17 protein-coding genes are annotated in these 16,860 nt (G+C 45.1%); 6 read left to right on the forward strand and 11 right to left on the reverse strand.

Features of this window, described 5'->3' with window-relative positions; translation table 11 throughout:
* Nucleotides 1-264: 264 nt before the first annotated feature.
* The gene (locus tag IEW26_RS07815; protein ID WP_188591962.1) at nucleotides 265-1,224 is read right to left on the reverse strand and encodes an L-threonine 3-dehydrogenase; all 960 of its coding nucleotides are present in this window, start codon (nucleotides 1,222-1,224) and stop codon (nucleotides 265-267) included.
* Nucleotides 1,225-1,261: 37 nt separating this feature from the next.
* Nucleotides 1,262-2,452 carry a glycine C-acetyltransferase gene (locus tag IEW26_RS07820; protein ID WP_188591963.1) on the reverse strand — a complete coding sequence of 397 codons (1,191 nt, stop codon included), beginning with the start codon at nucleotides 2,450-2,452 and terminating at the stop codon, nucleotides 1,262-1,264.
* Between the two features lie 442 nt (nucleotides 2,453-2,894).
* Between IEW26_RS07820 and IEW26_RS07825 the strand changes: the two genes are divergently transcribed.
* From IEW26_RS07825 to IEW26_RS07845, 5 genes are all read left to right on the forward strand, one after another.
* Entirely contained in the window at nucleotides 2,895-3,731 is an 837-nt protein-coding gene (locus IEW26_RS07825) for an alpha/beta fold hydrolase (RefSeq protein WP_188591964.1), read from the forward strand.
* A gap of 50 nt (nucleotides 3,732-3,781) precedes the next feature.
* Entirely contained in the window at nucleotides 3,782-4,243 is a 462-nt protein-coding gene (locus IEW26_RS07830) for a nuclear transport factor 2 family protein (protein ID WP_188591965.1), read from the forward strand.
* Nucleotides 4,240-4,821: a TetR/AcrR family transcriptional regulator gene (locus tag IEW26_RS07835; protein ID WP_188591966.1), complete on the forward strand. Its 582-nt coding sequence runs from the start codon at nucleotides 4,240-4,242 to the stop codon at nucleotides 4,819-4,821. The genes IEW26_RS07830 and IEW26_RS07835 overlap by 4 nt, the downstream gene beginning before the upstream one ends.
* Before the next feature lie 101 nt (nucleotides 4,822-4,922).
* The gene (locus IEW26_RS07840; protein ID WP_188591967.1) at nucleotides 4,923-5,411 is read left to right on the forward strand and encodes a DinB family protein; all 489 of its coding nucleotides are present in this window, start codon (nucleotides 4,923-4,925) and stop codon (nucleotides 5,409-5,411) included.
* A gap of 140 nt (nucleotides 5,412-5,551) precedes the next feature.
* On the forward strand, nucleotides 5,552-5,926 hold the full coding sequence (locus IEW26_RS07845; protein WP_188591968.1) for a collagen-like protein: 375 nt from the start codon (nucleotides 5,552-5,554) through the stop codon (nucleotides 5,924-5,926).
* Between the two features lie 78 nt (nucleotides 5,927-6,004).
* Here IEW26_RS07845 and IEW26_RS07850 read toward each other — a convergent pair whose 3' ends face one another.
* The 7 genes from IEW26_RS07850 to IEW26_RS07875 form a co-directional block, all read right to left on the reverse strand.
* A complete protein-coding gene (locus IEW26_RS07850; protein ID WP_188591969.1) occupies nucleotides 6,005-6,355 on the reverse strand; it encodes a DUF1048 domain-containing protein in 351 nt (116 codons plus the stop codon).
* A gap of 12 nt (nucleotides 6,356-6,367) precedes the next feature.
* Complete coding sequence (locus IEW26_RS07855; RefSeq protein WP_188591970.1) at nucleotides 6,368-6,715, reverse strand: DUF1048 domain-containing protein; 348 nt, start codon at nucleotides 6,713-6,715, stop codon at nucleotides 6,368-6,370.
* Nucleotides 6,712-7,020: a PadR family transcriptional regulator gene (locus tag IEW26_RS07860; RefSeq protein WP_308423455.1), complete on the reverse strand. Its 309-nt coding sequence runs from the start codon at nucleotides 7,018-7,020 to the stop codon at nucleotides 6,712-6,714. Before IEW26_RS07860 ends, IEW26_RS07855 begins: the two co-directional genes overlap by 4 nt.
* Nucleotides 7,021-7,526: 506 nt before the next feature.
* Nucleotides 7,527-7,793 (reverse strand): hypothetical protein, encoded by a 267-nt coding sequence (locus tag IEW26_RS30310; RefSeq protein ID WP_229729732.1) that lies wholly within the window; start codon nucleotides 7,791-7,793, stop codon nucleotides 7,527-7,529.
* 124 nt (nucleotides 7,794-7,917) lie between these two features.
* Nucleotides 7,918-8,982, reverse strand: a complete 1,065-nt coding sequence (locus IEW26_RS07865; RefSeq protein WP_188591971.1) for a Gfo/Idh/MocA family protein — start codon at nucleotides 8,980-8,982, stop codon at nucleotides 7,918-7,920.
* 55 nt (nucleotides 8,983-9,037) lie between these two features.
* Nucleotides 9,038-9,886 (reverse strand): sugar phosphate isomerase/epimerase family protein, encoded by an 849-nt coding sequence (locus IEW26_RS07870; protein WP_188591972.1) that lies wholly within the window; start codon nucleotides 9,884-9,886, stop codon nucleotides 9,038-9,040.
* A gap of 34 nt (nucleotides 9,887-9,920) precedes the next feature.
* Nucleotides 9,921-10,565, reverse strand: a complete 645-nt coding sequence (locus IEW26_RS07875; protein ID WP_145402120.1) for a carbohydrate-binding family 9-like protein — start codon at nucleotides 10,563-10,565, stop codon at nucleotides 9,921-9,923.
* Nucleotides 10,566-10,775: 210 nt separating this feature from the next.
* On the opposite strand from IEW26_RS07875, the gene IEW26_RS07880 reads away from it, so the two are divergent.
* Nucleotides 10,776-11,681 (forward strand): helix-turn-helix domain-containing protein, encoded by a 906-nt coding sequence (locus tag IEW26_RS07880; protein WP_111270901.1) that lies wholly within the window; start codon nucleotides 10,776-10,778, stop codon nucleotides 11,679-11,681.
* Between the two features lie 62 nt (nucleotides 11,682-11,743).
* Here the strand turns inward: IEW26_RS07880 and IEW26_RS07885 are convergent, their stop codons facing one another.
* Nucleotides 11,744-15,568 (reverse strand): polysaccharide lyase family 8 super-sandwich domain-containing protein, encoded by a 3,825-nt coding sequence (locus IEW26_RS07885; RefSeq protein WP_188591973.1) that lies wholly within the window; start codon nucleotides 15,566-15,568, stop codon nucleotides 11,744-11,746.
* Nucleotides 15,569-15,685: 117 nt separating this feature from the next.
* On the reverse strand, nucleotides 15,686-16,855 hold the full coding sequence (locus tag IEW26_RS07890; protein ID WP_229729733.1) for a glycoside hydrolase family 88 protein: 1,170 nt from the start codon (nucleotides 16,853-16,855) through the stop codon (nucleotides 15,686-15,688).
* Nucleotides 16,856-16,860 lie beyond the last annotated feature (5 nt).

Consider the following 16,860-nt stretch of genomic DNA (forward strand, 5'->3'; position numbering starts at 1 on the left):
ACCTGTACCCCACTCAAATTATCTACACAAAAATCGATTGTATCCGCTCCTGCGTTAATGTTAAGTATAAACTACATCCGTTAGCCTTCTGTATTTCACATTACTTACATGGTAGAATCGATTATCTGATAAGCCACAGTCTACGGAAATGTCTGGGCTGGAGGATGAATAAAGAAGCTGCAACAAAAGGTCGGTTACCACCAACCTCTTGATGCAGCTTCTTTTGTATTTCTGATCGCTTTGCACAGTGATTTCAACACAACTTTAAGCTTTGCGAAGCATTTGTCTCGCGCTTAGCTGTGACAGCATATCCTTCGTCATGGCCTTCAAGTCGTAGCGAGTATGAAATCCCCATTCAGTTTTTGCTGCCGTCGCGTCAATGGAATGCGGCCAGCTATCGGCAATCGCCTGTCTCTTCGGATCAACATCATAATCGAGGATAAAACCGGGAATCTCTTCCCGAATCGCTGCAGCAATTGCCTCTGGATCTACACTCATTGCGGTGACATTAAATGAGTTTCGGTGTATCAACCGTGATGAATCCGCTTCCATTAAATCAATGATAGCGTCTAGGGCATCCGGCATATACATCATGTCCATTTTTGAGTCTTTGGCCATATAAGATGTATACCGGCCAGCCGTCACGGCTGCGTGATAAATTTCCACCGCGTAATCCGTCGTTCCTCCACCGGGTGGCGTCATATAAGATATTAAACCCGGGAATCGCAGCCCTCTAGTATCCACGCCGTATTTGTGAAAATAATAGTCACAAAGCAGTTCGCCGGACACCTTGTTCACGCCGTACATCGTATTGGGCCTCTGGATCGTATCCTGCGGGGTATTGTCTTTTGGAGTCGAAGGGCCAAAAGCTCCAATGGAGCTTGGAGTGAAAAATTGGCAGCCGAGCTCCCTGGAAATTTCAAGTGCATTCATCAATCCGCCCATATTCAAGTTCCAGGCAAGCAGCGGTTTCTCCTCTGCGGTAGCCGATAGCAGCGCAGCCAAATGAATGACGGTATCCACTTCGTATCGCTTGGCGATTTCGAACATCGCTTTAGCATTCGTCACGTCCAGCAGCTCGAATGGCCCTGATCGGGTAATTTCGTGAGATGATGACCTGAGATCCGTAGCAACGACGTGATCCGCACCATAAATTTCACGTAATTTAACAACTAACTCAGAACCGATTTGGCCCAGTGCTCCGGTCACCAAAATCTTGTTCATAAGACATTCCTCCCGAAATAGACTCCCGCGAATGCAGCTAAATTAGCTTCATTTCCATGCCAACTTTCTCATAAACGGAGATCACCTGACCCAGCATCTCCTTGGTATGGGCAGCTGTCGGCATGTTGCGTATTCTTCCGGTTCCTTTCGGGACCGTCGGAAACAGGATTGCCTTGGCATAAACGCCTTCTTCATAGAGACGTTTACTGAACTGTTGGGTGGTTACTTCATCGCCAATAATACAAGGGGTTATCGGGGTTTCACTTTGGCCTACATCATATCCAAGCCGGCTCAAGCCATTTTTCAAATGATTGCCGTTCTCCCACAGCTTCTCAATCAGCTCTTTGTCATTCATCAAAATGTCGACAGAAGCGCTACAAGAAGCAATTGCAGCTGGAGGTAGCGATGTCGAGAACAGAAACGGACGGCTTCTTAGTTTCAACCATTCGATCAGCTGTTTTTTACCCGCCACATAACCGCCGACAACACCGATCGCCTTGGAAAGAGTACCAATTTGAAAGTCAATACGGTCGGACAATCCAAAATGCTTCACGGTTCCCGCACCTGCTCCGAGAACGCCCGAACCGTGGGCATCATCCACATAAGTAATCAGATCGAATTCTTCAGCTATTTTCACGATTTCGGGGAGTTTTGCTATATCACCATCCATGGAGAAAACCCCATCGGTGATGACCATAATTTTATGGTACTGACCGGATTCCTTGGCCTCTTTCGCCTGCTGTCTTAAATCATTCATATCCGAATGTTTAAAGCGAATCACCTTGGCCCTCGACAGGCGGCAGCCATCAATAATGGAAGCATGGTTCAGCTCATCTGATAAAATAGCATCATGCTGGTCCATTACCGCGGATATAGCAGCCATATTGCAGTTAAATCCCGATTGATACACGATAACGGCTTCCGTTTTTTTGAAACGGGCAAGTTTTTCTTCAAGCTCAACATGAAGATCCATCGTACCATTAATTGTCCTCACAGCCCCTACGCCTGCCCCGTATGTCTGCGCCGCCTTAACTGAAGCATCAATCAGGCGGTGATCTGTTGCCAGTCCCAAATAGTTATTAGAAGACAAATTGATCAGGGACTTTCCGTTGATACGAATAACAGGACCATTTGCACCCTGCAGCGTATCAATGACGTTATATAGACCTTTAGTTTTTAGATCTTCAATATTCGAATTTAAAAATTGGTCCAGTGCTTGGCTCGACATTTCATTCCCTCCTCGATATACGTTTGTCCTCGTACAGTAGACGTGTAATTATCCCGGGAAAGCCTTGTTGTAAAAGGGTTATTGCTGATTTTAATGTAGCATCTTTTTTATTTATTGTACACATGTGGCGGACAAAAAAACAAAAATATCCGCTAATATACATAGCGATTGCTTCCCCCATTCCCGGGAGCAATCACTAAATACATAGTTCAACTGAATAGTCAGCCACTAGAACTTCACGTTTGTCAGTTAGAGCTATCCGATATGTTGAGAGATTAACCAAGTACTAGACTAATATATGACTTGCATTTATAAACCGATCGGTTTATACTGAAACAAACGGTTTGGAAAGTGAGGCGATTCATGAACAAGTTCCCACTCATATTTCTGAGCCAAATAGCTTTTGTATAAACAAAATACAACAACTGATGGAGGTATTTCCATGGCTAAAGTAAACGTAGGCGCTGAGAATGACCAACCAATTGAACTGTATTATGAAGATCATGGTGCTGGAAAACCAATTATTCTGATTCATGGCTGGCCTTTGAGTGGACGATCCTGGGAAAAGCAAGTTCCTGCTTTAATTGAAGCGGGCTACCGAGTTATCACATATGACCGTCGTGGATTCGGTCAGTCTTCTCAACCTTGGGATGGTTATGACTATGACTCCTTTGCTTCTGATTTGCATAAGTTGATTTTGCACCTTGATCTGCATGATGCCACATTAGTCGGATTCTCCATGGGTGGCGGCGAAGTTGCACGTTATGTCGGAACCTATGGAACAGAACGCGTTTCTAGAGCCGTATTCGCGGGAGCGGTTCCTCCCTATCTCTATATCACTGAAGACAATCCTCAAGGAGGATTGGAAGATGCAACGATTGCAGAATTTCAAAACGGGGTAAAAGCGGATCGGCTAGCATTTCTGGATGGTTTTACAAGCAACTTTTTCGCTGCTGGAGACCGTAAAGACCTTGTGAGCGAACCATTCCGTATCTATAACCGTGATATTGCAGCTCTGGCTTCACCCAAAGGCACATTGGATTGTATTGCTGCCTTTGCCCTTACGGATTTTCGTCAGGATCTGGAGAAGTTCAACATTCCCACACTGGTTATCCATGGAGATTCAGATGCCATCGTGCCTTTGAAGGTGAGTGGACAACGTACTCATGAATCCATCCCTGGCAGCCGTCTGGTTGTTGTCGAAGGTGGACCACACGGATTTAATGCGACCCATTCTGATCAATTTAATGCAGCATTGATCGAATTTTTGCAGGGTTAAATTTGATTCGACTTATGATTTTTTAACAAAAAGAAAGCGAGGAAAAACTAATGAATAATTTAACTCCCCCATTCACTCGTGAGACAGCAATCCAAAAAACTCGTATGGCAGAAGACAGTTGGAATAGCCGGGACCCTCACCGCGTCTCACTTGTGTATACTGAGGATTGTTATTGGAGAAATCGGAGCGAATTTATAACAGGCCGCCAAGAAATTGTCTCTTTACTAACTAGAAAATGGGCCAAAGAGCTCGACTACCGCCTGATCAAGGAACTTTGGTCATTTACAGATAACCGTATTGCAGTTAGATTCGCATATGAATGGCATGATGATAGTGGTAATTGGTTCAGATCGTATGGAAACGAGAATTGGGAATTCGCTGACGACGGCTTGATGCAGCGTAGATTTGCTTCGATTAATGACATGCCGATTAAGGAAGAGGAACGGAAATTTCATTGGCCTCTCGGCACGCGCCCCGCTGAACATCCAAGTCTAAGTGAGTTAAACTTATGACTCGTACTGTTTTTGAAAAGTCTGATGTCATCCCTCTCGTTGCTGAAGTATTTCGTGAATTAGGTTATGAGGGCGCTTCGTTGAGTAAAATTACAGCCCGTACCCGTCTATCTAAAGGAAGCTTGTATTATTTCTTTCCTGGTGGAAAAGATGAGATGGCTGCAGAAATTCTTGCACATATTGATCAATGGTTTATCAAAAACATTTTTGAACCGCTTGAAAAGAATGAACCCCTGGCAGCCATTGATCATATGTGGCAAGAGGTCGATACTTATTTTCAATCTGGTCGGCGTATATGCCTTATTGGTGCATTCGCTTTGGACGAAACAAGAGATCGATTCGCTGCTGTAATCCGGCAATATTTTATAAGATGGATTGAAGCCTTAAGCGCGGCACTAGTTCAAACAGGTATCTCTAAAGAGACTGCTGACAAAATTTCAGAGGAAACAATCGCCAGTATTCAAGGGGGGTTAACACTGAGTAGAGCACTTAATGATGAATCCTTTTTTGAACGTACGTTGGCAAATCTGTCACAACGAGTCTCAGCTTATGTTTCTCAAAGCAACTCTGGTCACTGACACAAAATTGTTTTTTAGTAAAAATGGGGAATTTCTTTACCCGAAAAACAAGTGATTTTTTCTTGACGATTTCATTAGTGGCTTTATGGGAGGTCAATATCATGAGCAATTTTGTCGCAGATCAATTGGGATTTGTTCGCCGTCAGGCAGTTGATTATGTGAGGAATATAAATGACCCTGCCTCGGAAATAATTCCAACAGGTTTGAAAAACAATATAAAATGGAATCTAGGCCACATGTATGTTATACATGAGAAGTTCGCTTTCCAACTTACTGGGGAAGAAACCAAATATCCTGCTAATTTTAATAAGCTGTTTGATCCAGGAACTAAACCGTCTGACTGGACTACAGTGTCTCCAACGTTGTCTCAAATCATCGACTTGTTAAATGAACAAATTGAAAGGGTTGAATCAGTACTTTCAAGCAAATTGAAAGAAGAAATCAATCCTCATTACAAGTCTTCTACAGGACTTAACTTTACAAATGTAGAACAATTACTCGGTTTTCTGATTTACCATGAAGCAATGCACTTTGCAACAATTAAAAATATCAAGAGCATTATTGACAGTCAGATAATGTCTCTTCACTAAAACGAACAAACCGACCTTAAATCCTGCTAAAATTGGAATAAGGTCAGTTTGTTTTATCTATCCCAAATGGGCTTACACCCACTCCCCTGCTCAATTGCCTACATACAATAAACTAGACTAATGAACAGGAGTGATGTTATATGACATTTTTACCTCCTTTTGGACCAGGCGGAGGGTTTGGCGGACCTAGTAGTCCCGGGGGGCCCGGTGGAATGCCTGGTCCGCCACCGTTCCCCGGGGGTGGAGGCGGCGGGCCTCAAGGCGTGCAAGCACCTACTGGGCCGCCCCCTTCATTCATTCCACAGCAGCCCGCTTCAGTATTTGCGGTAGATCCAAGAGCCATATCCGGCTGTCTGTTTCGCTACACATATATTTGGCCGAATCGTGGTCCCGGCTTCTGGATGTACCCGGTATTTGTCGGCAGAAATTCAGTGGCTGGCTTCCGCTGGAATGGCTTCTTCTGGATGTATAGCGGCATTGATCTGCAGCAAATCAGCTCGTTTAGCTGTTTCTAGAATGAATCACCCAGTATGCGGATCAATCCTGCATACTGGGTGATTAACATTTATTTTATAAGGATAAATATCTGTTAATTACTTTGTTTTATCCGTAACCTTTTTCATGGCCTTTCTAACTTCTTGGTCAACAGATTCTTGATAAATGTCCGCATAAGTTTTGGAATCTTTAATTAGATCATCACAAAAAGCCGCTACATCACTGCCAGTAACTTCGAGCACGCTTTTCCCCAAGACCGCGCCCTCTTCAAAAAGATCGACAATTCCCGAGAGCAAACCCGTCCCGTTCGTTAACTCAACAGGGCCGACTTTAAAGAGATATTTTTGAATCTCTTTATAAACAATCTGATAATCTTGCGGGAGTCCTTTGACACGCGCCATATGCGCTCGCCACTCTTTTTTTCCTTCAATAATATTTCGGATTTTCAAAGTACTCTCCTCCTATTTGCCTAATTTTTTAACAACATTATTATTGAGCTGCTCGCGCCACTTGTCCCGATAAGATTTTGCCCCTTTCTCGCCAGCCAGTGCAGAACAGAAGCCTTTGATATCGTCACCTAAAACCTCCTGGATACGCTGCCCCTCCGCTGCGCTTTCTTCCAACAGACCAAGCACACCGTCCAAAATTGGCATCAGGTTGCGTCCGGAAAAATTGGAGTGTGGCCAAAGATGGCCATTAATTTCTTTCCATGACGCTTGATAATCCGCCGGCAATTTTTGGACTCGCTCTTCAAAAGCTTTGAATTCGTTTTTCATGTCGTTTCCGGTAATTTTATCCCAAAAATTCATTGTTTTTTCTCCTTTAACTCGTTCATTTTAGAAGATACGAATTCCCATTTTGCCCAAAACTTCCGCAGTTCCTCATGCCCTGCTTCATTGATCGCGAAAAACTTTCGCGGCGGTCCCATTTCGGAAGGTTTCTTGGTGGTTTCCACCAGCTTGTTTTTTTCAAGCCGGATCAGGATAGTGTACACCGTTCCCTCCACAACATCTGTAAAGCCGAGTGCGTTCAGCCGCCGTGTAATTTCATAACCGTAGGTTTCTTTGCGGCTAATAATTTCAAGTACACAGCCCTCAAGCACCCCTTTAAGCATTTCCGTTAGGTTTTCCAGCAAAATCACCCTTTACTATTCTGTATGACTGGTATGCAGTAATACTTAGTACCACTACAAAGTAACACGTAGTAGATGTTTAGTCAATAGCATTCTGTCGCGGATAGCACTTTTTCCTCTAAACTAACGGTTGGCTTAATGAAACAAAAACAATTTTCTCCTCCATTGATACTATTATTTTACTTCTGCTCCAAAAAAACATCACAAAAAAAGGACGGTTGGCCGTCCTTTTGCTTATATCTGCTTTATGCTTTTTGTGAGGAAGTTGCTTTGCTTCGATTAACTTGGATTAATGTACCAATAACACGGATTGTAATCATTGCTGCTGTCATAAATATAAATAATGGCCCGATTATATTCAAGTTGAAATGGTGTTCCATTGCAAAGCGGTACGCTTTTTCCCCGTTATTAGTAATTAGCTCAATAAGAATAATGCGTAAAATAAATACCAGAGACAAAATCCCTATACTTGCCAAAACGCTGAAAACTTAGATTTTCTGGGTATTTATGTCGAAATCGACACGACTCAAAGATATCAGAATTGTGCCAAATACGGCACCAATCAGGATTGAGGCTGCTAACAGCCATAAATTGTTTCCGTCGGTTGGTATATCCTTTAAGTAGGTAAAGCCAAAGTAAGAAAGGAATACAAAGGGTAACAATATACGAATCATGTTGAATCGTTTACGGCCAAAGGAGCTATACACTAGCACAGCAAAAATAGCGATTGTTGATATCCATAAGTCAGTTGTCATGGTTCCTCCCTGAAGGTATCTAAGATTTGTTATAATCATACCTTTTGTAAGGAGGTCGTTCGTCCACCCATGGATTGATATCCGGTCTCTGGTATCCATCTATAGATGGATAGTTTCGTTTTCGCTAATTCCTAAATTCATGTGATTTATCTCGCGCTGTCAGGCTGCCGGCCTTTTCCCCGATCGTTATAAGCGCACCTCGTTCATCCGCTGAGCGTATCTCTGCTTCAATAATTTCAAGACTTCCTATTGCACTCTCCGGTGTGCATACCGTAACGGGTGCCCCTGCTGCAACCGAGCGGATAAAGTACCGGATTTGCTGATAATACCCGGAGTCTGGAGAAAGATCGGCAACAAAGCCTGGTGCATCATTTGGATTCACTTTTAGTTCTCCATTTTCAAATACAAGGTTTGCCTTCTCAAAACTAACGCGGAATGTCATTGAGAAACCGAAATCTCCCTCCAGCGTCCAATCTGCTTGTGCATTCAGCACCTTTCCGTCAGGATACAGATAATGGGTTGATACAATGTCATAACCACTTTCAGAAATCACATTACGTGCGAGTGTAGACACTTGGTCGGGTTTTCCGAATAACCAATGGATGATATCCGTATCATGGATATGCATATCTAATATACAACCACCGCTTTTATTACCATCCAGGAACCATTCTTGAGGCGAACCTGAACCACGGAAGAAATAACCTGCCTTCACCGCTCCATACCGATCCTCTTCAACCACTGACTTGAGATATTCATAGGCTGGCCAAAAGCGTAAACATTGACCGATCATCAGTGTTTTTCCCGTCTGTTTGGCGACATGGGCCATCTTCCATGCATCTGATGAATGGCGCGCCACTGGCTTCTCACAAAGCACATGGATGCCTTTTTCCAACATCGCACATGTGAGTTCTGCGTGCAGCGGTGTAGGCAATGTAATATCGATGATATCCAGTTCTTCTTGCGCCACCATTTCGGCGATGTCGTCGTATAGCCGATAAGGTGTAAGGTCATAAATTTCTTGCTCTGTTGCCATATTTCCGGATGCTTTTCCATGCTTTAGTTCGTTTATTTTCATATCACAGATGGCAACCAGTTCGATAGCTTCCCCTTCCGAGGCAAGACGTATATAGTTATCAAAATGCATGCGCCCCATAAAACCAAAACCAACCAAGCCCACTTTCAACATGTGTTTCCCTCCTAATGCAAAAATTATATTTCACTAAATTCGTTGTTATATGAATTTAATCAATGAATCTCTCCAGGATAGCATCCATTGCTCTGGACGTGTTGTATACGATCTGCTCTGAATGATGGGTGTATGGAGGAATCATCTCTGCTGTAACGTAGTTGTCGTAACCAATCATACGCAATGCTTCCATAACTGCGGGATAATTCACATCTCCAGCGAGTAGATCCACAAAGCCATGCAGTCCACCCGCTTGTCGGCGATAATCCTTAAAATGAACCTTTTTGATCCGGTGCCCCAGAATACGAACCCATTGTTCCGGATAGCCGCTCTGCACCGCGTTGCCTACGTCGAAATAGGAGCCAACATACTTGGATTGGAAGGAATCGATGAACGTACGAAGTTCAAGCGGCGAGACCAGAAACTTGTTCCACACATTTTCAATTCCAATCGATACTTCAGCACTTTCAGCATATGGCAGCAGGTATGCGATAGCTTCCTGAGCTCGCTCATAGGCCACCTCGTAATCAGTCACTTCACTGTCAGGGATAAAATCAACTCCTACCGCACCGGGAATAACCAAGATCGTATCCACGCCAAATGCCGAGGCAAGTTCCAACTGTTTTTTACAAACATCCAGTGCTTTGGTGCGAGTCTCCGTATTCGCACTCGTCATGGGAAAATCCCAGTATAGTCCGGTAGCCAGACCCGCAATCTCTATACCGGCCTCTTCAAGACGTCCTTGAATGTCCCGAATTTCCTGGTCTGTGGCAGACAGGCTTAGCTCCCCTTCTCCATTAAGCGATAGTTCAATCCCCTCGAATCCCGCCTTCTTGGCTGTCCAAATACAGTCTGCGATGGATGAGTTCCCTGGAAACGACCATATGTTTATTCCTTTTTTCATCTTAATTGCCTCCTCGTCGTTATGAATAGCAATGCTAAGCGAATCGCAATAGACCAAACTTGGACGGCACATGAAAGTTAATGGCTCCGGTTGGTTGCCAAGCCTGATATTCCCGCTTTCCCTGTTCATTCTCATCAATGCGATACATATTAACTCTCCAGCATAATCCTGAAGTCAAAGGTGAGTTGAAATTGTCGGATGGGATATGGATACAGTACACTCGGTTACCATGGTTGTCGGCTTCCACCTCGGTTTGAAGTCCCTCCAAGTGCCAGGTTACATCTACCTTCAGCTTCGATCCCTGTCCGTCATCATTTTGGATAAGAGCATCGAAAATCACGTTGTTCGGACTGATCTCTATCTCCATATAACTTCGTCCATCCCCTTTTTCGTCGATAAAGATTTCAACGACGTCTTCTTCGTACAGAGGTTGATCTCTTTCGGTGAAATTGGATACGAAGTAGGGGTCCTGACATGTAAAACGGATATGAAGGTAGTCTTTACTCCAGCCCAAACGTACTTCAGTTGATTGCAGGGGTGGCAGTCCCGACACTGTATCGACCAAATTTAGCGGCACACAATTTTCCCAATCCGATGGAGTAGGCAACTTTCCCTGCGTCGTAAATTTGAGTTCATTACAGAGGTAGGTACTGCTTCGTTCCGCAGGATGAAAATCCATTCCGTTTCATCTCCTTAATTGGACTTAGTCTGTCCATTAATTTGACTTAATCCGTGATGTTGTTACTATGGAATGAAGATGTAATAATATCTGTATTATATATAAATTTTTCTTTAATTGATTTAGAGGATCAAGTGATTATTTGTACAATTCCGTTCAGTTTTAATCATCTGATTCTGGCATTGAATTACATAGAAAGGAGTGAAGTCGGTGTCATCTTCGCAAAGGAAATATCCAGTACAAAGAATTGCAAATTACAAGGAATGGTCTCCCAATGTCCACTATGCACAATTCCAAACTCTACCTCCAGGCAGACTCCCCAGACGGCGACTGTATGATTTCGAACTTCTCTACGTCTGTCAGGGTGAAGCAGCGACCTACATGGACGATAAACGCTACACTCTAAAAGTCGGAGAACTCATTATGCTGCCCTCCGGGGTATATCATCAGAATGAAGTCGTATCTCGTCCAGAGGCGCGTTTCATTGGTATTCACTTTGACTTTTTCAACGAGTTAACCATTCAAACCGAGGCTGATATGGTTGTAAACGAAGAGACTATTCAGCTGCATAAATTCGCTACAGAAGCTTGCGCAGAAGGGATGACTCCGTTATCCGCGACCCCCGTCTATTCCCCATCCTCTGCTGCAGTTCAACTCATGGAACAGCTGGTCCATGAATTTACGATGCGCCCGCCAGGTTATGAGCTCATATGCAAAGCCTTGATGCTGCAGTTGCTCACCCATCTGCTGCGCTCACCTTATCTAAATTCATCTCGCCATGTTTCCGTTCATGGGGATAAGCTGCGTGAACTTATGAAACAGATCGAGGATGCTCCTTCAGAGCCCTGGACCAATACAGGGATAGCCAAACAAATGAATCTTAGCATAGACCACACGGCAAAGCTGTTCAAACAAATGGTTGGCATGCCTCCAAACGAATACATTCAATCCATACGCCTAAGAGAAGCCCGCAAATTGTTGAGGGAAACAGACTGTTCCATCGAGCTTGTAGGCATACAAAGCGGTTACCCTGACATCCATTATTTCAGTCGCACATTCCGTAAACATGAAGGGATATCCCCTCGAGAGTACCGAAAATTATCACGAATGCTATAAAAAGAGTTTCTCAGCCAGTCTTGAGCCTTCTTTTTCACAAGACAATTGGCTTCGTCATGGTTTCATTGGGTTTGCAGTTTAATCAGCAATGTCCGTCCGAGGGTATCTTTCATATTAATTTTTAGCTTCACCGTGGGTGATAGTTGAAGGACCTCGATCCGATCGTCTTTACCCAGTATGCCCGCTGCCTCTGCGTCCAGTTCCAGTTCAATATAACCCTGATTCTCCAGCGTAGGATCAGACACTGACAGCTCAATCGTATCGGCCCCCGGATTTTTTCTAATCATGACAGAAGCTTTTTTATTCGAAGTAACGCCATCTATCGTAGTCAGAGTATCCGTCCAGAAATTATAACCTGCAACGTTAAGCGTATTCTCTCGGACCGCCTGAACCGTCTTAGAATTGGCGAGGATGGTGACATCCGGCGAATCGGCGTATTCTTTTGTTTCCTGCTTGCTTGCATTTGGCAAAATCATATATTCATACTGACTGTCAGCAGGATTATTCCCATGATCAATCCACATGGTCAGGAAATAATTCTGCAGCAGTTCGGTAGGTGCTGTTGCAGAAGGAGGATTGCTGAGATTAATGTCGGACCATCTTCCCTCTTGAATTTGTCTGGTCAATTTGATCGGTGAATGATTCGGGAAGATATAACCAATGTTTGAACCTGTCACATTACCCTCCAGATAAGCCCATGCTGGATTCTCTATTTCTTCATATGCTGTCGTTCCATTCAGAGCTTCACCATCCACGAAGAAACGGTTGGAATTGTCCTCCTTCAGCTTCCGCTGCTCAATGACCGTTTCTACAGGAAGGTTATCTGTGCTTGTAATGCCAGCACCCAGCGCAACAATTTCATTGTCAAAAGTGAACCAGGATTTCCGCGCCTGCATCTGTGTACCGTTCTGAATCAGTTCCATGCCTGTAACGCCGAAAGTATCCAACGTTGTGCCTCCCGCCCAGGAGTTAAGTGGGACGGTCTCTCCATCCCCATATTGATAATTGCTGGAATTCCTTGTCCGCGAGACAACCGTTGTGCCTGGAAGCCGGTTCCAGTTCATCGTTGCCCAGAAGCTGCCTGTATACTGGGAAAGATCCTGATTGTAGAGATACGTCATCCCGTCACCAGTGTACCAGCCTTTAGGATTCTCTCCGTTGGTAAGCTCATAGGTAGCAATACGCTTTGAACTTTTACTGACCCCGAATAGGAAATCTTCGCCTCGATGTACACTGCGAGCCATGCCACTCAACTCATAGTGTGCCTGAAAATCGGTGGCGGGAACAATCGCGGGATCCTCCACCCAATCCTTGATCGTATCTGCCAAATCCAGTGGAAACTGATAGTAGGATATCCCCCGGCTTAGCTGATACTCTACATGATATTTCACCAAGCTCTTTAATTGAAGCGATAGCTCGGCAGGAGATGTCACTGCAATTCGGGCGATACCTGCCAGAATGTTTCTGCCGGAGTAATAGGCATCTGCTGCCGGCCTGACGATTGCGCGACCTCTTGTCATATCAATAGCCTGCCCTTTGTATAAAATAGGAGCAAATCCTTCGTTGATCCACCGATAGACATTATTCATTTCGGGAACAATCGGCTCCCAGGTGCTTCCGTTCAGCAGAAACATCAGGTTCCCTATCCCCTGGATCAGAACCTCCCCATAACTTCCCGTGTAGGCTATCGTGCTGTGCTGCACATACGAGCCGTCTTCATAGAAGCCATCGCCTGCTGCTGTGTACTGAAATAGCTCACTCATCCCGTTTCTGGCTTGAATTAGCCGGTCGTAGTTATGTTCGACAAGTCCCATACGGACTTGAATCAGCATGATATCGGAGCGGTTGGCACCTGTCTGTGTAAAAGAAGCGGATGTGATGTCCCCGATATAATGATCGATGCTTGCCGTATTCCTCAGAATTTGTTCCGGTGTCAATTCGTCATACATCAGGATCAGAATATCGGCCAGACGATTGGGAACGCCGATATCCCAGTTCCACCAATTGCCGAATTCGGTGCCCATCTCCGTATACAAATTATCCAGCATCCAGTCCATGGCTTGAAGCAGATCGTCCTTTAGCCCGGAATTATGGTAGAGAGAGGTTCCTTTTGTCTGATAGGCTAATGCCATTGTCTTCAATCGGGTATAGTGGTTGTTGATAAAAGTAGAATCACTGGCAGAAGCGGGCAGGTCATTCCAGAGCGTTGTACCTCCCGATGAAAGTTGCATGTTCTCCCAGTATTGTTGAGCTGCAGACGCATTCGTCTCAATAATGGTTTGCACTGCCGTGTCATTTACATCCAGAGAATCTTTACCGATCAGAGTTTCCTTCCAACGCTGCCTGAGTTCATCATATTCTTCTGGATTTTCCGGCTGGGGAGCAACCACCTCAAGTGTAACTGAATCCCCAACTCCGTTAACTGTGTTTGCGGACACCGTAGCCGTACCGACGCCAAGTGCCTGTATTTTTCCATCTGCAGTCACACTTACAATTTCCGGGTGATCGGATACCCAGCTTAGCTGTGATTCCGTTGCATTCGCCGGCTCAACATTTGCGATGAGTTGCAGGCTGTCGTATTTGGAAATTTGTGAGGGTGGAGAGGTAATGGCAACAGAGGCGACAGGAATATAGGGAGTAACAACAACGGTAACCTCTGCAGTGATCGTCGGATCGGCTTGTGATACTGCTGTAATCACCGTAGAGCCGACCGATATTCCGGTAATTTCACCAACGGCATTTACGATGGCAACCGCAGGACTGTTGGAACTCCAGCTCAGTCCCTGATTCGTTGTATTCTCGGGATTAAATACTGGCTGCAAAGTTTGCTTGCTTGTTACCGCCAGACTAATTTCATCCGGCAGTATGATGCCGAGCGGCGGCACCGGTTTGGTCACTGCCACTGGAACCGCAAGTGAATAATTGCCCTCATAAGTGCTTACATTCACTGTAGTGCTACCTTCTTTGAGCGCATGGACCGTACCATTAATCACTGTGGCCACATCAGGGTCATCCGTACTCCAAAGTAAACGCTGGTCGGAAGCATTTTGCGGCAAGGCCGTAACCACTATGTTGGTGCTGGCGCTCTCCGGCAGCTCGAGCTGTGCCACTGAAGTACTGATTCCCGTAACTGAAACGTATTCCGCGAGTTTCAGGTCATCGACCATCCACTCTGCCTGCATCCCACTTTGAAAATACTGATTGAGGTAGATATGTCTAATATTCATCCAGACGGAGGGCAGCGAGGATTCCCCTAAATACTGATCATTCAGGAAATAAGTTATGGAGCGGGCAGAATTGTCTATGAACATTTTTATTTTGTACCATGAATTCTTCTCGTAATGTGTTAGGAACTGATTGCTGGCATCCCTTATTTCTCCCGCAGTATTGAAGGTAAGGGCTGAAATATTGGTAGTACTTGTAGCGGGGTAAGGCGCATTCAGGCTTCTGAACTGAATCTCCCGGCGATGCGTAGTACTGTTCATATAAACCGATGCTTCAAAAACAAGCTTTCCGGCGATGCCGGTATTGCCAGCTTCCGTTCCGCCCAGATTATTTCTTCCGGTACTCACGTTTTTGGTATTGGAAACGATTTTGAGACTGTAATCCTCACGCTGGGGAGCATTTTCTATAGTCACATAATCTGTTTCTGCCAAAGAATTATAGATGCCCCAACTTCCGCCGACCGAGCCACTGTATGTGGAGCCGTTATAGAGCTTTGTATTCTTGGCATTTCCGCTTTCATCATAGTTAACATTTACGTATATGCTTCCAGCGGCGAACGCCGATGGCGAGGCTGTAGCGGGAATCATAAGCGACAGAACCAGCAGCATGATGATAAAACGGAAGAAGAACGATTTAATGAATGGCTGATTATACACTTGCATACCAACCCCTCCAAAATTTTGTTTTGCATCAAAAGCCTATAAATGCAGCAAACGAAATTCCAGCCGTTTCAAAAAAATCAAGATGAATACTCAGGCAAATTCCAGGCGGCTGGCGACTTAAACACCTGCATGAGAGCTGCTGCTCCGCTCATACCAATACCCAGGAATCTGCTTTTCCAGGCGAAGTAGCGCTTCAAGATAGAAATAATCCCCCCAGATCATATATCCATCCAGCCCATAGTTGCCCCTGACATGGTATGACCCATGATCGATAAGCCCTTCCTTTTCCTGCGCCATACTCATTGAGGACTCGGCTAGTGCCGTCATAGTCAGCAAGACCGCATCTTCTAATCGCTGCCTCTGCGGATCGTCAGGTGTTAGATGCTCCAGTAGTTCCAGCATGCCACAAGCAGCAACGGCGGAAGCGGAGCTGTCCCGACTGGTAGAGCCGGACACGGGAACATCAAAGTCCCAATACACGATGCCGTCAGTCGGTATTCGTTCTATGAAATAAGCAGCAAGGCGTTTCGAGGTTTCCAGAAAATTGATGTTTCCCGTTTGGCGATAAGATAGAGCAAATCCATAGATGCCCCAAGCCTGTCCGCGTGTCCAGGTAGAACCGTCACTGTAGCCTTGATGTGTTCCTCCTCTAAGCGAATTTCCGCTGCGGTCAAAATAAAAGGTGTGATAGGACGAGTCGTCTCCCCGCACAAGAAATTTCCTTGACAACTCCGCCTGTCGGACGGCAACCTCCGCATAACGGGGGTTGCCAGTTGCATTCGATGCCCAGTACAGCAGCGGGAGGTTCATTAAACAGTCGATGATGATTCGCCCCCCATTCTCCGAATCATCTTCCGGTCCCCAGGCTTGAATGAGCCCAGATGTCTCTCGCCAACGTCCCAGTAGATGATCAGCAGCTTGCAGGGCAAGCCGCTTGTGCCGCTCATCCTCTTCAACGATCCAGCCAGCAAGTGCGGATAATCCATATAGGAAGCCAATGTCATGATGTTCTAGAGCATGTTGGGCCTGAAGCCGGCGATGAAAGCTGTCAATCTGGCTATTAGCCTGCAAACGCAGATATTCGTCACCGCTGTACTCGTAACATAGCCAAACTATCCCGGTCCAGAAGCCTTCGATCCAGTCCTCGTTATCGCCCCATTCATAACACTTGTCATTGGAAATATGGGGGAACTTCTGATTGTATCGGGACAAATTGTGTTTCGTTTTGAGGACTGCATATTCAATGGCTTCACGCCATTTTACGTTTGTACTTAGAGTTTTCTTCACAGTTT

The organism is Paenibacillus silvae, from assembly GCF_014639235.1.
In the GTDB taxonomy this organism is placed as follows: domain Bacteria; phylum Bacillota; class Bacilli; order Paenibacillales; family Paenibacillaceae; genus Paenibacillus; species Paenibacillus silvae.